The sequence below is a fragment of the Halomonas sp. LS-001 genome, assembly GCF_052983955.1.
The window spans coordinates 1853889-1868702 of sequence record NZ_CM129816.1 but is presented as its reverse complement, the minus strand read 5'-3'; the positions used below and the strand labels follow the sequence as shown (position 1 = coordinate 1868702).

The 14814-nt window shown below is 55.8% G+C and carries 15 protein-coding genes; all 15 read right to left on the bottom strand.

Translation table 11 applies throughout. From position 1 onward, the window contains the following. Positions 1 to 8: 8 nt before the first annotated feature. Positions 9 to 857, bottom strand: coding sequence for a hypothetical protein (locus ACU6TU_RS08450; protein ID WP_447144111.1), 849 nt, complete (start codon positions 855 to 857; stop codon positions 9 to 11). Further along, the gene (locus ACU6TU_RS08445; RefSeq protein WP_447144110.1) at positions 854 to 1300 is read right to left on the bottom strand and encodes a GNAT family N-acetyltransferase; all 447 of its coding nucleotides are present in this window, start codon (positions 1298 to 1300) and stop codon (positions 854 to 856) included. Before ACU6TU_RS08445 ends, ACU6TU_RS08450 begins: the two co-directional genes overlap by 4 nt. Before the next feature lie 10 nt (positions 1301 to 1310). Continuing rightward, a complete protein-coding gene (locus ACU6TU_RS08440) occupies positions 1311 to 3524 on the bottom strand; it encodes a DUF4214 domain-containing protein (protein WP_447144109.1) in 2214 nt (737 codons plus the stop codon). Positions 3525 to 3554: 30 nt separating this feature from the next. After that, positions 3555 to 4148: a DUF4376 domain-containing protein gene (locus tag ACU6TU_RS08435; protein WP_447144108.1), complete on the bottom strand. Its 594-nt coding sequence runs from the start codon at positions 4146 to 4148 to the stop codon at positions 3555 to 3557. Next, entirely contained in the window at positions 4148 to 4429 is a 282-nt protein-coding gene (locus tag ACU6TU_RS08430) for a hypothetical protein (RefSeq protein WP_447144107.1), read from the bottom strand. Before ACU6TU_RS08430 ends, ACU6TU_RS08435 begins: the two co-directional genes overlap by 1 nt. 1 nt (position 4430) lies before the next feature. Then, positions 4431 to 6188, bottom strand: coding sequence for a hypothetical protein (locus ACU6TU_RS08425; protein WP_447144106.1), 1758 nt, complete (start codon positions 6186 to 6188; stop codon positions 4431 to 4433). Beyond that, positions 6181 to 8304, bottom strand: coding sequence for a hypothetical protein (locus ACU6TU_RS08420; RefSeq protein WP_447144105.1), 2124 nt, complete (start codon positions 8302 to 8304; stop codon positions 6181 to 6183). Before ACU6TU_RS08420 ends, ACU6TU_RS08425 begins: the two co-directional genes overlap by 8 nt. Then, entirely contained in the window at positions 8301 to 8939 is a 639-nt protein-coding gene (locus ACU6TU_RS08415) for a phage adaptor protein (protein WP_447144104.1), read from the bottom strand. The genes ACU6TU_RS08420 and ACU6TU_RS08415 overlap by 4 nt, the downstream gene beginning before the upstream one ends. A gap of 3 nt (positions 8940 to 8942) precedes the next feature. After that, on the bottom strand, positions 8943 to 9341 hold the full coding sequence (locus ACU6TU_RS08410; RefSeq protein WP_447144103.1) for a hypothetical protein: 399 nt from the start codon (positions 9339 to 9341) through the stop codon (positions 8943 to 8945). Positions 9342 to 9413: 72 nt separating this feature from the next. Further along, entirely contained in the window at positions 9414 to 10403 is a 990-nt protein-coding gene (locus ACU6TU_RS08405; protein WP_447144102.1) for a N4-gp56 family major capsid protein, read from the bottom strand. Positions 10404 to 10428: 25 nt separating this feature from the next. Next, positions 10429 to 11316 carry a hypothetical protein gene (locus tag ACU6TU_RS08400; RefSeq protein WP_447144101.1) on the bottom strand — a complete coding sequence of 296 codons (888 nt, stop codon included), beginning with the start codon at positions 11314 to 11316 and terminating at the stop codon, positions 10429 to 10431. 125 nt (positions 11317 to 11441) lie between these two features. Beyond that, the gene (locus ACU6TU_RS08395; protein WP_447144100.1) at positions 11442 to 12014 is read right to left on the bottom strand and encodes a hypothetical protein; all 573 of its coding nucleotides are present in this window, start codon (positions 12012 to 12014) and stop codon (positions 11442 to 11444) included. After that, positions 12011 to 12322, bottom strand: coding sequence for a hypothetical protein (locus ACU6TU_RS08390; protein WP_447144099.1), 312 nt, complete (start codon positions 12320 to 12322; stop codon positions 12011 to 12013). The genes ACU6TU_RS08395 and ACU6TU_RS08390 overlap by 4 nt, the downstream gene beginning before the upstream one ends. Further along, positions 12306 to 12509, bottom strand: a complete 204-nt coding sequence (locus ACU6TU_RS08385) for a hypothetical protein (RefSeq protein ID WP_447144098.1) — start codon at positions 12507 to 12509, stop codon at positions 12306 to 12308. Before ACU6TU_RS08385 ends, ACU6TU_RS08390 begins: the two co-directional genes overlap by 17 nt. Next, positions 12502 to 14814, bottom strand: coding sequence for a portal protein (locus ACU6TU_RS08380; protein WP_447144097.1), 2313 nt, complete (start codon positions 14812 to 14814; stop codon positions 12502 to 12504). Before ACU6TU_RS08380 ends, ACU6TU_RS08385 begins: the two co-directional genes overlap by 8 nt.

Below are 14814 nucleotides of genomic sequence, written 5' to 3'. Positions count from 1 at the left end.
GTCGCTCCTTATCCCCAGAGACGGGTGCCAATGTTGTGGTTGTAACGGCGGCGGCTTTCTTCATCCATATCTTCCTCATATTGCCGCTGCTCTTCTTCTGCCTTCTGCTGCGCCATACCTGACATCATTTTCCCGCCTGTCTGGATCAGCGTCGGCATGGTGTAGGGCGAACTCATCACGCGGCCCAGAAGCCCCTTGCCGCCTTCCTGCGTTGCACCCGCTGCCGCCTGGCCGTAGAGGTTACCGGGCAGTGTTGCCCCGGTACCGGTGTTGGCCATAAAGCCGCCAGTCACTCCGCTGCCTGCCGCGCCTGCGCTGCCAGCGGTGGTTACACCGCCTACCTGTTGCGCCGCATTTAACGCCGTGCCACTCAAGCCGTTACCGGCAAACGTTGACGCGGTTGCACCACCGCCGCCTGCCGCCCCGGTAGCCGCCTGAGACAGAAAGCCACCACTGGCCACCCCGTTAGCGGCTGCATTGGAAAGCCCGGCAGCACTGGCACCGGCAGCGCCTGCACCACCCCAACCACTGGCAATCGCGGAGCCAGCGCCTGAAAGCCCGCCACCGCCAGCCAGCGCCGCACCCGCGCCGGTAATGCCCGACCAAGCTGACGACAAGCCCGCCATGGCCCCTTGCCCCATAGCGGCCATCCCGCCACCGGATGCCCCCAGGGCGCCAAGCGCCGCTCCCCCTGTAAAATAGACAGCGCCCGCTGTAATTACCGCTTTACCAATCGGGTTATCCCACACCTTCTTAACCAGCTTGCCCGCGCCTTTAGCGACCTTCTTAACCAGCTTGCCCGCACCTTTAACCACCTTCTTGATGGAGCGCCCAACGCTCTTAACGACCTTGCTCATACCGCACCTCGCACATACACCTGATTCTTGGATGGCCGGGAAAACCCCAGCCGCTCGACAAAGCGAACCACCTTGTCATCGTGGCAATCTTCAATCTCGATTAGCGCCATCTTGATAGCGCTGCGGCCCTTGATCCACGCGGCCAGTTCACGCATCAACTTCACCCAGGCACCGCTTTCGCGGGCGTAGTGCATCAACACGGAACACTGCAGCCGCCTGAACCAAAACCCCGGCATCACCTGAGCCACTACGGCCCCTACGACGACACCCTCAACCTCGGCCACCAGGCAGCAATGGGCAGGCCCCAGGCAAAGCTCCACGGTGTTTTTCATGGCTTCCCTGTCAATCTGCAGCTCCTCTATCGGGGCGATGGTCGTGACCGACTCCACCGCCAGCTCAACAATGGCTGTCACATCCTGCGGCTTGGCGTTACGGATAATCACATCACCCCCTTTACCGGCTGCGGTATTCGTCGCTGTTCTTCAGATCACGCTCAACATCCGCCAGCGTCATTTCCCCCCGCGATAGCTTCTGAACGTAGTAATCACGGCCTGACTTGTCCGGGTCTCGGCCCAGCAGATTCTGGTAAAGGTCCATCACCTTGTATTCATGGCTTCCCTGGAACTCGTTACGAATCTGGTCAAGGGTCATTTCGCCGCTTTCCAGTTTCTGGCGGTAATGGCTAAGTGCTGGCGTCCCAGGTGCGCGGTTGAAAATTTCCTTATAAAGCGTGGAAACCTGATCAGCGGGTTTGGAGGATGGCTGGCTGCTTGACGACTGACTGCTTGACGCAGACGACTCGTTAATCGCATGCCGTAGTTGACGCTCGTTCAGCCCGCCAGCGTCAAACACCTTATTAACAACAGTATTCAGCTGGTCATTATTCAGAGATAACCCAAAATCCTGCGCTGCCCGTCGGACACCATCAGCCACATAACTGGCAGAGGGCTGCTGGTGCGGGTTATTGACAGTATTCGCCCATCCGCCACTGTTAGCGCCGCTGACACTCGGTGCTTCAGGCAGGCTAGGTGCTGGCGTGTTCGGGTTAGGTGTGTAGGTGGTCGAACTGGAATCCGGTGTCGACATACCCGGTACCGGCGTCTGGTAGAAATCGGAGGCCCATGAAAGCGTCTGGTTGGCCATATCCACCGTATTCTTGATAGCGGCCTCTTTGGCAGCCGGGTCAAGGTTCGGGTCAGACTGCAGCGATTGGATGTTCTGCAGCGTCTGCTGAGTAATAGCAGAGCCATACTGTTGGCTGACGTTATAGCGGCTGATATCGAACTCATAGCCCATGCCGGTAATCTGGTTCTGGAAGCGTTGCTGCTCTGCCGCCATGTCCTGATCAAAGCCCTGGCTGTTGAGCTGGCTTTGAATCCCACCTTGCTGCTGATTGAGTCCCGCCCGTTGCATAAACTCCTGGTAGGATTGCTGGCTAGCAATATTGCCCTGAAGCTGGCTCAACCCTGCCTGCCGTAAGAAGTCCTGGTAAGCCTGCTGGCTCTGGTTGTCGTTATCCATTTCGTTCAAGCCTGCCTTCTGCAAGAACTCCTGGTAACTCATCTCCTGGTTTGCGCCCAGCTCCGCACCGATCAAGCCAATGTTCTGTATATAGTCCTGATCCTTTAAGGCAGATTGAACGCCAAACTGCTGGTTCGCTCGGCCAAGATCGTGCAGGTAACCCTGATCATTCAGCGCCGAGTTGATATTGAACCCCTGCTGGTTAAGACCCAGCTGGTGGCCGTAACCCTGCTCATTCAGGAAACGGTCATGGCTAAACTTCTGCTGGTTCAGTTTCTGCTGCAGTGTGTTGGCGAGCTCCATATTGCCTTGCTCAAGCGCATTCTGGAGTTCCATCTGTGTCTGGCTGATCTGATCCGCAAGGCTCATCTGCCCTTGCTGAATCTCGTCATCCAGTTTCATGTTGTCCTGCTGGAAGCCCTGCATCTGGCTGTTTAATCGCTTCTGCAATTGGTTGGCCAGCTGCATATTGCCTTGTTCCAGTGCCTGCGAAAGCTCCATCTGCGTTTGCTTAATGCGGTCTTCCAGCTTCATGTTGTCCTGCTGGAAGCCCTGCATCTGGTCGTTCAAGTCTTGCTGCAGGTTGTTATCAAGCTGCATGTTGTCTTGCTGGAAGCCCTGCATCTGACGATTGATGTCTTTCTGCAGGCTGTTGGCCAGCTGCATATTTCCCTGCTCTAACGCCTGGGCCAGCCGCATCTGCTTTTGCTGGATGGTGTCATCCAGCTTTGTATTATCCTGCTTGAAGCCCTGAAGCTGATCGTTCAAACCTTTCTGTTGCTCATAGCCCTGATCACTCAAGTGGCTTTGACTCATCAACTCGGATTGAATCAGGCCGCGCTTGTTACGCGCATCGGTATTGAACTGCTCGTTATTGATCAGGTTGTTGCTGTCCTGCAGTGCGAACGGCTGAGCGCGGTCAATCATCGCCCCTTGAGAAGCGCCCGCAGCCAGGCTGCTGTTCAACAGCCCACGGCGTTGGGCCGTCTGCTGGCCCTGCGTCGATGCCCGTTTCATCAGCGGCGAATCACTGGACAGCATCTTATTCAGCCGGCCGGCGCTGGTCATCGACTCGGTGATATTGGCCTGCTCAGCCTCGGGCATCTGCTTGAAGGTAGATTGCAGCTTCTTGAACTGTTTTTGCATCGTCGCCTCCCGGCGAGTGAGGTGGAAGGTTTACCAGGTGACCGCTTTAACTTCCTCCACCGTGCTGGAGGTGTCGATAGCATCTTTTAACTGCCACGATTCGGCGTAAATCAATTTGATGTGTGCAAGTGCTGCATTAGCAATATTGATCATTTCCTGTGGTGTTACCGCATGGTCGGTGTTGTTTTCTCCACGGAATGCCATTACCGCGTCCATCTCGCCAGCAGCGCGGCGTTCTTCTGCTTCAGTACGCAGCGCCATCAGGTTGACTCTGTCTTCAAGCCGGGTCTGAATAACATCATCCATGCCATTAACAACGTAAGGAACGCCCGCATTCAGCACCTTGTCACGTTCCTGGTTGATGATTTCAAGCTGAAGGGTTTTTGCTGCTTCCAGTGTCGTGACTACATCAATCCCTAGCGTTTCACGGGCAGCCTTTATATCTTCCCAGCCGTCTTTCAACCGCACAGCACCATCAACGTATTCATAGCAATAAAGCGGCTGTGAGAGGTTTCCTTCATAAGAAAGGTATTCAGGGTTGCTGTTAATAAACTGTGCTGCTCGCTGCTCATTGTTAATGGTTATCGACGCGGTAATTGAGCTGCCATTTGTCTTGATCAGCATTAAATATCATCCTCTATCACAAGAATGTTTCCAGTGGACAGGTCCCTAGAAATCAATTTCACCACTTCGCTAGGGGCGATAATGAACGGAGAAGGATGCTGATCACCATCGACCGACTCAAAAAGTCCAAAAGGGCTTTCTATAGATGTTGCCATTTTTCTCACAATAACTTTTGCTGCTTTACCTGGTGGGCAGGTGTATGTGGTCTCATTCGGAATAAAACCATCCTCGTCAGGATTGCTTGTCCCGGCCACAGTAATGCTTAAAAAATTTCTGGCCACGTTAAACCCCTCCAAACATACTGTTATCAAATAAAAGGCGTGATCCTTGAATTGGCTGCACAGCTGCATCCACTTCGCTCTTTGTGTAATAGCGCCCGTCATGGTCAGCACTGGTTCTATGTACATTCATGGCACTCGCCAGTAAAAGCGCCTCGTCTGAGGTGCTGAAACGCGAAGCGGTAGCCACAATATTGTGAGTGTGACTGTCATCTGAACGACTGTTAGCGGTTGTTCCTGATAGCGTGCTTGGCATACCCAACTGAATCGAGCGATTGGCGCTCAGATCGCCACCTCCCACTAAGCCGCTACCTGCGGTAATTGTGCGGCTTTCAAGTGCATTGATCGCACTGGTGTTAGCCTCTACGTCGTCTTGCAGCGTAGAAACGCTACCTGAAGGATCATTGCCTGCCACCAGCGCTTCGGTTTGTGCTTTGGTGTAATAGCGTCCGTCATGGTCATCGCTGGTACGGTGAGCGTTCATGGCACTCGCCAGTAAGAGCGCGTCATCTGAGGTGTTGTTGCGTGCCGCTGTCGCCTTGATGGCATGAGAGTGACTGGTGTCGGTACGGGCGTTGGCGGTCGTTCCGGAAAGCATGCTTGGAAGGCCCAGGGTAATGGTTCTGTCTGAGGTTAAATCACCGCCACCGACCAGGCCGATACCTGCAGTAATAGCGCGACTCTCAAGCGCGCTAATGGCATCGGTATTGCTGTTCACAGTAGATTGCAAGCCACTGGTATCGCTTGAAGACTCAACGTTGGCAAGCGCGGTATCTACTTCGTTCTTGGTATAGTAACGCTCATCATGATCGGCGCTGGTACGGTGGGCATTCATCGCACTAGCAAGCAACAAAGCATCATCTGAGGTGTTGTTACGGGCTGCTGTCGCCTTGATGGCGTGGGTGTGGCTGTCTTCCGTCCGCTCGTTCCCTGTGGTGCCTGTTATCATGCTTGGCACACCAAGCCGGATACTCCGGTCAGCGCTCAGGTCGCCGCCACCAATCAGCCCATTGCCTGCCGTTATGGAGCGGTTCTGTAATGCGTTAATGGCACCAGCGTTGGTTGAGATATTCCCGGTATTGGCCGCCACATCGTCCTGCAGCGTGCTGATGTTGTTGGCGTTGTTACTCGTGCTGGTTTGCAGTGCGTCCAGCGCGTCACCCAGTCCACCTGTTTCATTGACGATGTTATTGACCGTCGTTTCGATATTGCCGACATTCTGGGCCAGGTCATCCACGTCAGATTGCGCATTATCAGCAGCACTCTGGGCGTTATCAGCTGCCGCTTGCGCACCGTCGGCGGCATCCTGAGCACCGCTTGCCGCATCGCGGTTATCCAGCACCTGCCTGGTCCAGTCATCCAGGCGCCGCTTATCGTTGGTGTCCGTTGCCGTGACTTCCACCCCATTAGGGTCGCGCTTGTCCGCATCAATCCACGCCTGTTCCAGCTTTTCGTTCAAGCCGTCCAGTAAGTCCAGCGCTTTATCCAGTGCCTCCTGCGCGGAAAGGTGAAGCATTAAGTCGCCGTTCTCATCAAAGCCGATCATCTTGTAGCGTCGCTGCGTCGGATTGGCGAGAATTTCCTGGCTCTTCATGGCAGGCGTAAAGGGCAACTTGACGGCACGGCGTATGTCCTGCTCTGCCTGTTCAAACCCAGCCTGAACCTGGTCAAATTTGCTATCAACATGCTCGCCCCGCGCCAGGGTACCAGGCTGAAAGCGTCGTCCTTCGTTGCTGTTGTCGTAATAGGTTTTCTTAGCCACGCTTTAGCCTCCTGGGTTGAAAATGCAGGTCATACCCCAGCAGTTCATGGGGGGCATCATGGGTGTCGGAGAAAATGGCAAAGTTGACGGAAGTGGCGGTACCGGGCAGGTCAATCATCTCGATACCCATCACGCCCACCGACCAGTAAAATTCGTTCCAGCTGTCGATATTCCAGAGTCCGCCGCTCAAGATAAAATCAATCGGGAAGCGGCACGGCAACGCCACACGGCAATCGCCATACTCAAAGCTGGGCTGCACCCAGATACGCGACGATGTGCCAGAACGGATGTCGAAGAAAGCACGACGGAACCGCTTGCGCATGCTGGATTGGTTAATGTCGTTGTAATTCAGGGTGAGAAAGGCGCGGATGGCTTCACCATTAAAGTCATCCCCATGGTCCAGGCGATACACACGACCTTCGTCATCGCCCATCATCAGGAACTCTTCACCGGAAAACAGTTCGGCGCTATGGGCAGCCGCCACCTGTACCGGGTATTGCACCTGTGTGATACCGGTCGGGCTCATATAGAAGCCGGTGCCGTTATCAAACCAAACCCGGTATTGTGCCTTGCGCTTTGAGACGCCGCTGGCCACCACGCGGTCAGGCAAACCGCCCTTGGTGAATAGCGGCTCCACCGGCGCGCCTGGGTGAAGTGCCGAGAAGTCACCAAACTCCTGCGCTGCCTGCAGTGCGGTAATACCGCGCTCGCTGACAAAGTACGGCTGTAACATGGTCTGGGCGGAATGCTCACGGGCTCCGGTGTTGGGGGCTGTCATCACCAACTGCCAATCCATTTCACTGGTGCCGCGTAGCATCTGGATGCTGTCACGGGTCAGAATGTGCAGCACGCCCCCCACGCCAGGCACAATGCCGGTAACGGTCTGGCCAACACCGATTTCACCGGCGCCACCCGTTGCCGCATTCCAGTTGAGTGGGTCACCGATACCGGAAAACTGCACTGACCCCGCAGGATACCCAAGGAAAAGATGGTTCTGGTGTACGGCAATGCTGGTGGCACCAGGCTGAGCGTCCGCTATGACGGTCAAGGTGTTATCTTGTGCCAGCTCAAACGGCTTGCCGCCTGCCACACCATACAAGGCGTTACCCGCGTCAGTGGCGTAAAGGTTGCCCTCAACCAACGAATGTCTGGAAGGCTCAAGGCCACCAGCGATCAGCACCCATTCCTGATTATCCGCATCAATATCAACTAGCTGGTAAAGGCTGGCTTTGTTATTGGCTCCAACGTTTTCAGGTGGTCTGGTGACGGTGATTGTTGCCATGAAACGGTTAACCATCACATCATCTAATGGTGCGCCTCCCGGCAGTGATAGCCGAAGCCAGCCATCATCTTTTATTTCCTGAATTTCAAAACGCCGGGTCAGCTCATCCGATTCAACATCTAACCACCAGCCTACCTGCAGATCGATATTGCCGAAGTCAGCGCGAAACAACAGGTCTAGTGTGTATGCTGGCGAAGCAAGAAAGTCCGTGTCGTACATGGCAATATAAGGATCATGTGCCAGAGTGTTTTCCTCGCTGGAAAAATGCACTCTTGCCTCAGTAGCCCCTTCGCCAACGCTAAGCAAAGACACAAGAGGCCACGGCTCATAATCACTTTCAACATTGCCCTCAGCATCCCGCCAGCGTATTCGAGTACGGTCGATCACGCCCTGCCAGGTTAGCTTTAGGTACTCCCCGTTACTTTTCACAGGGAAAGGCTTGGTTGTCCGCGTGTTACCTTTTGAACCGGCCAGCGTGTCGAACCTGCTACCGGTCGAAAACCAGCCCGCATCAAACCCGGTTACCAAGTCAGCGCTTGGATCATAGATAATAAGGTCTGACGAGACCGTCCCGATAACTTCTGGCTCGGTTATTATCGATTCGCCATTCTTGCGTATTGCATAGTGCCGATCATAGAAGGTGGCCACCCCCAGAATCGGGCCGACACCGGGCACCTCTGGCCCCATCTGCGTATACCCCTCAATTCGGGCATAGCCTCCCGTTACCGGGCATTCATAGTTCACACACGCAATGGTTTTCCCCGGTGACATTTGCCTGAGCGGCGTCACCAGATCAAGCCCACCGCCCAAGGGAACGAAAATGTTTCGTGTCATGCCAGCGGCTCCCCTGTTTCCATACGCGGCATTTCATCGTTAACCATCTCGACGAACACTCGCGCCTCGCCACGGTCTGCCGCCTGAATCACCTCTGGCGCGTTCTCGTAATAGCCGTAGTAACGCATTGCCCGGTACACAATCGCCATGTGAAAGCGCGATGGCATTCGGGGAACATCGGTGTTTTCAACCAGCGCCTGGGGGATACGCCAGTATTCATAGGTCACTCGACCATTTGCGTCTGGCGTTGTATCCATCAACAGCATGCCGTCAGGCCTGATCGTGATATAGCGCGGGCGAACGTAGCCGGTATCTTCGCTGTAACGCTCTCGAAAGTCCGGCCAGCTCACTTGTGTCAGCGGAATGCCATTGCACTGAAGGGTGTCAGACGCCCACTCGCGCACATCCTCGGGCATTTCATAGTTGCGAAACTCTGGCTGCACATCAAAACCGCCCTGCGCCCAGGCAAACCGCCAGCGCGGTTGCTCGGTCTGAATTTCGTGCCAAGCCAGCTTGATCCAATCAATCAAGCGGGCGTATTCCCCCCCGCAACCATTCAGCTGAACGCTCTGCGGCCCGTTCCCAGCTGCGCCAACCTCCTGACGCAACCGCTGGCACAGCTCCAGAAACGTCATGGTTTACAGCTCGCGGTGAACGGTGAACGGGTAAGCGGTGATCTCACTACGCTGCATCGTGCGCGGGTCATACTCAAAGCGCGTGGCATTTTCAAGAACGTGTACCACGGTGTCCGGCACGGTGACCTTGACGCCGCGCTTCATGACATACATGCGCCCATTAACGCCCACCTGCACGGGCTGTTTATCGTTGGAATCTTGATGGATGGTGATTTCAAAGCGCTTGCGCTTTGTGTCAGCCGGTGGTGCCGTGATAGCCGGTGGCGGCGCTTCACCCAGCTGTTCGGCAATTTTCTTGCGCAGCGTGTCATCAGTGATGTTGTGTGCGAACTTGATGCCCAGGTCATTGGCGGTCTGCTCAAGCTCAGGGCGTTCCATGGTTGATACGTTAACGTCTGACATAACGGTTACCTCACGGTAAGCGGGAAAGAAAAAGCCCCAGCGGTTGCCAGGGCTTGTGGATGCTACTCAGGGTTACTCAAGGTTGGTCGCGGCAACCTCAAGGCGAGCCAGCCAGGCCTCGTTGAGAATCTTCGCCACAAAGTAGGTTTTCCAACCAACGGAACCACGCTGGCCCAGCGGGTCACCGCCACGCGGGGTGTCGGGGTTCAACACCTTCGGCGTGATGGACCCCTTGCCTTTCAGCGGAATCAGGCCGTAAGACTCTTTAGCGATGTAGACGACCGGATAAACATCGGCATTCCCACCACCGGTGGAAACCATGCCGTTCTCTGCGCCACCGGCGTCAATGAACTTGTCCAGCACCGGCGAGAGCACATAACGCACATCCTCAACCTTACCGATCTCATACGGCAACGCCTTCATGCTGCCGTACTTCTCGGTGGGCACGAAGCCGTTCATGTCGCGGATATCCGCCTCAAGATCGGTGTGGGCGAAGGCAATAAACGCCGCGTCCACCGGCTCGGTGGAATAGTTGGGCGAGCCACCTACCATCTGCGTGACTTTCTTGGCCCGCTGCGCCTTCAGAGCACGGGTGACGGTGCGCTGCTTGGCCAGGCTGATCGGCGTGTTAACGTCTGTGCGTAACGCACCGTTGGCGTATACCACGTTGGTACCCGCTCGGAGCGCGCCCCAGGTTTGCAACTCGATGGTTTCCGCCGCCTGTTCGCCACACAGCATAGACGCATCAGATAGCACCGGGTCTTCCGCCAGATCGTCCACCACGTCGGTGATCTCAACCCAAGCGCCCCACTGCTTGATCTGGACTTCTACGTCCTCATACTGCATCTGCTGAGCGGCGGGCGTTTCACCCTCGATCAGCGGTATATCCACCACCACAAAAGGCACCGGTCGGCGAAACTTAACGGTGTCGGCCTTGTTTTTCGGTAGCGGTTTGGACTGCCCGAACTTGGAAAGCACCAGGATAGGCTCGGCATGAGCCAGCATTTCAGTGGCGGCCCAGGCAGCGGTTCGCTGGCTAATATCGCCGTATGTCGTACGCATTGTGTGTTACCTCACGGTAAGTTGATTAGCGTTGCCGCATTCGTTTTGCGGCGTAATGATCAAAGGCGGCATCAAAATCTTCTGGTGTGCCCCGTTGCTGAGCGGCGCCACGGCGGCTCACGGTTTGCGCACTGGCCAGTCGATCCTGCCGTTTGTCGTGCGTTGCACGGCTGTTATTCCCCGTCGGCACCATGCCTTTGTAGAAGTCGATCAGTGCGGATGCGTCATCGGCACTATCACTTGCTGCCAAGGCTTTAATCGCCGGGTTCTGTACCTGCAACCATGTTTTAAATTCAGGCGCACGAATCACATCACGCCAATCTGAGTGCCGGTCTTCGAGACGGGCATATTCCGATTGTATGGCTTGCTCATGGGCCTGTTGCTGGATGGGTTGAACGGCGGATTGCAAGGAGGCAATCTGTTGCGCAAGTTGCGCCTGTTTCTGCCGGTCTGTATCAAGACGGGCCTCAACGGCGCGCGCCATATCCGGAAAATCGTCTTTGAACGCCTGCCAATCATCGCTACCCATCTCCTGGGCAACTTCATCTCGGCGCTCATCATCGGTTTTTTCCTGACCGTTGGCGTGCTGGGTTTGCTGCTGGCGTTGCTGCAGCTGCTGCTGTAGTTCGTTGATCTGCCGCTGGTAGGCACCTAATCGCCCCCGCTGGCTGGCATCGGAATGTCTGAGTTTCTGGTTTTCGGTTTCAAGCGTTTTTAGTCGCTCGCTAACATCCGGCTCCGGTGCTGGTTCAGGCGCGGGTTCAGGCTCAGGCGCTTCCTCACGATAATATTCATCGCGCTCATCCGGTGCCGTACTCTTACCGGCGTACTCGTCAAACGCTGAATCAAACTCATCGTCAGCTTGGGGGGTGTCCTGCGGCTCTTTATCAAGCGGCTGGGTATCGGTTTTCATAGCGGTTCTCCCGAACGGCTGTCGTCACTACGTTAGTGCCTCACGGCATGAAAAAGCCCGCACTCCTTGAAGGAATGCAGGTATAAAAAAACCCGCATTAGCGGGTGAGTTAAAAATCAGTTTTGTCAAACAATGGATTGGAATGAGTCAACAGATGCTTCACTGCTATCTAGCAGCTCAAACAAAACTCTATCCCCTTCAACAAAAACCTGATTATTATTAGGAAGCTCCCATCTAGCATCATCACGCCAGCCAAGCAGCTCGACGCCGACTGTTTCAGACCACCCTTGCTCGATATTCGTAATTCGAACCGTATGATCCGTTGGCGCATCACCGCTGATAGAAAACCCCCCGTCATAGATGGAGAAAAATCTTAACGCAAAGATTTTAACAATCACCTTGTCAACGGGAGCGCCCCAACGGCCATCTTCAGAAACTCCCACCCAAATGCAGCCGGGCTCATTAAAAATCGGCGCTGTTTTATCAGGGTTAGGCATTAGCAGTGTTTCGTTATCACCAACTGGGAATACAGCACTTCCTTCAGTCGTGATCACTTGTACGTAAGGTGTTTCAGATTCAACAATCGCAAAGCGTTGGTTGTGTTTAGCCAGGCGTACTGTAGGAACTGTTACTGGCGGAAGCTCCGCTGACTCACCACCGACACCATTACCTGCCGACATAAACAGAAAATTGCTCACTGCGTCACCTCCCATGCTCCATCGCCTACCAGCCGTAAAGCGCTAACCGCACCGGCTGCCAGGTCGGTCGTGTTATCAGATACATCGCCCTGCGGCCACGGGTGCCATTCGGCCTCGCCATTACGGATCGCCGCATAAGGGCTTAACGTGGCCTCTACCCGTGCGCTACCGCTGGGCATCACCGCAATCGCGGTCAGCCGGCCGGTTGATGGAATCAGTAGCGGCTCGCTTTCACCTGCCACCGTTTCCTTGTGATGCCATCGACGGGTGGTTGTGCCCGGCACCGTGAGTTCACTCAGTTGGTTCATCGCTTTCTCCTGTGGTGTGCGCTTCATGCGCGTGCTCGATCAGGTCATCCATCACGCGAATTTCTCCGCGCAACCGCTGATCAAACTCGGTGCCGTTGATAAGCGACTGCACGCAATCAGCGCGCCGCTCGGTCAACCAGGCTTCCACGGCCTGCCAAGTCAGGCTGTGTATGTCGATCTTACCCATAGCTATCAAACCCTTGGGCCATGTTGTCACGTCGTGCCAGGCGGTCGTTCTGGCGGTCGGTCAGCCGTGCCGCCTCTACATCGCGCTGGTTCTGTAGCTGGGCTGCCGTTTTCTGCATTTCAAGCTCCAGTTTCTGGCTCTCAAGCCCGGCTTTCTGTTCAAGTTGTGCCAGCGTCAGCCCTTCTTTCAGGGCGATTTCAAGGCGCACCCGCTCCTGTTCAGATTGAAGCTTTGCCGCCTTGTACTGTTGCTCGAATTGCTGCTCCTGCGCTTTCATCTGGCTTTCCTGCTGCCACTGCTGGGTCTTCAACTGCAGTTCCTGCTCTCGCAGCTGCAGCTCCTGCATCTTGACCTGCAACTCTGGCGGCGGGCCTTCTTCCCCCTGCGATGATTGCTGCTGCTCTACTTCCTCGTCGGAGTAAGTCACCGTATCCACCGGCACCTGCAGCGTGCGCAGTATCTCCTTGTACAACCCACTCCAGTTTGTAAGGTCAGCAAAAATGGGGTTCTGTGCCGCCACCTGGGCCAACAGCATCAGCTTTTCCTGTTGTTCTTCGCGGGCAATCAGCACGCTCGTACCTCTGGCCAGCACATCAAAATCGCCTTTGATCTCGGCCCGGTCGGTGTACATCATGTGGTAGTCGTAGAAGCGGCGAACCGTGGGCACGCTGATACCGTCGTCAAAATTCTTGACGGCAGAGCGCAGCACGATGTTGGAGTTGTTCATCAGCATCTGCATGCCGGACGCAGTGCGGGCGCCAGGGCCGTCGCCCATGCCTTCACCCTGCAGCAGAATGGGCAGATTGGTTTCGGTATCCGCCAGGCTTTGCGCCATATTGAAGATGGCTGCCATATCGCCCTGGTTATTCTGTATCTGCACGCTTAGGAAGGCTTGATCTATCGGCGCATCGCCGGTGTACTCCCACACTTTGTTGGGGCGTATCGTCCAATCGTTATCTTTTGGGCGTACAGTACGTTTATTGACCACGATCTGCGGGCCAGCGGATAGCCCGGCGTTGTCCATCATCATTCGCCAGGCAGCGTTGACCACCTTCTGCGGCTGACGCATCAGGTAAGGCACGCCAAAGCCGAAAATGCTTGCTGAGTCCTCTTCCCAGTTGAACACCGAGTATGGCAATTCGCCGCTGTCCAGCGGGTGCATGGCGGCTTTAATCACATGACGGCCCACCATCAGTACGCAACCGGTGTACTCCACCAGTGGGTCGTCGTCGGTCTCGCAACCGCACGCTTCAAGCTCTTCTTTGTCCAGCGGCCCCCAGTATTCCCACAACTCGTAGCGGCTACCGTTGGCCACCGTGTCAACGCCCGTAATCTCGCGCAGGTCGTCGCGCCTGTCCTGGGCAATGTGGCCACCATCATCGTCTTTCAGGGCACGACGTAGTTGGTCTTTCATCACACCTGGCAGGTCGGCCAGTTCTCGCAGCTGTTTGCGGTTGATCAGCTTGCGCTCGAAAACGAACTCCGCTTCCCCCATGTGGGCAGCGCTCATGTCCGGATAAAAATCCCAAGGGTCCACGCGCTCAACCACGGGCCTGAACTCTTCCTGCATCTCAACGAACGACTGCCCCGTCTGCTCGTCAGTCAGCCAGGCGCGGCGGGTGCGGTTGATAATGCTGGGCCCCTTGAGGATGCCGATACCGGTGATACAGGCATCTTGAATCACATCGCGCACATGGGCGTTATAGCGGCTGTCGGCAAAGTCATCTTCGATCTGCTTTTGCATCGCCCTTGCTGCATCGTCTGCCACCTGCTGTGGGTCGGGCGCTTCGGGCTGCCCCATGCCCGGCTGCCCTTGCCCTGGCATCATGCCCTGCTCTGGCATCGCCTGCGGCTGCATCGGGTCTTGCGACATCCCTTCCTGCATCATGCCGGACTGCTGCATATCCGCCTGCATCGGCGGCTGCACTTTGCTCATCACCGGCACCGGCGTCGATTTAACGGCAAAGTTGGTATCGTCGTTGGGCAGTAGCATGTCGCTTAGACGGGCAATCGCGGCGCGGGTCTTATTGCGCGTGATATTGACGTAGACACTGCTTTTTTGCTGCATGCGCCCCAGCTCGTCAGGCGTGTACTTGCCGTTGTACTGCCGCAAGTCCTCCAGCCAGCGGGTCTCAATCTGGTCACGCGCTGCCACCTGATCATGAGCCAGGGTGTGCAGTTTGCTACCCAGCACATTCAGCTCTTCTTCCTGCTGCTGTTTCAGTGCTTCCGCTTCCTCCGGTGTCAACTCAACCGGCGTCTCGTCGTCTTCGTCTGCCATCACGGCAGTCGCTTGCTGTTGCAT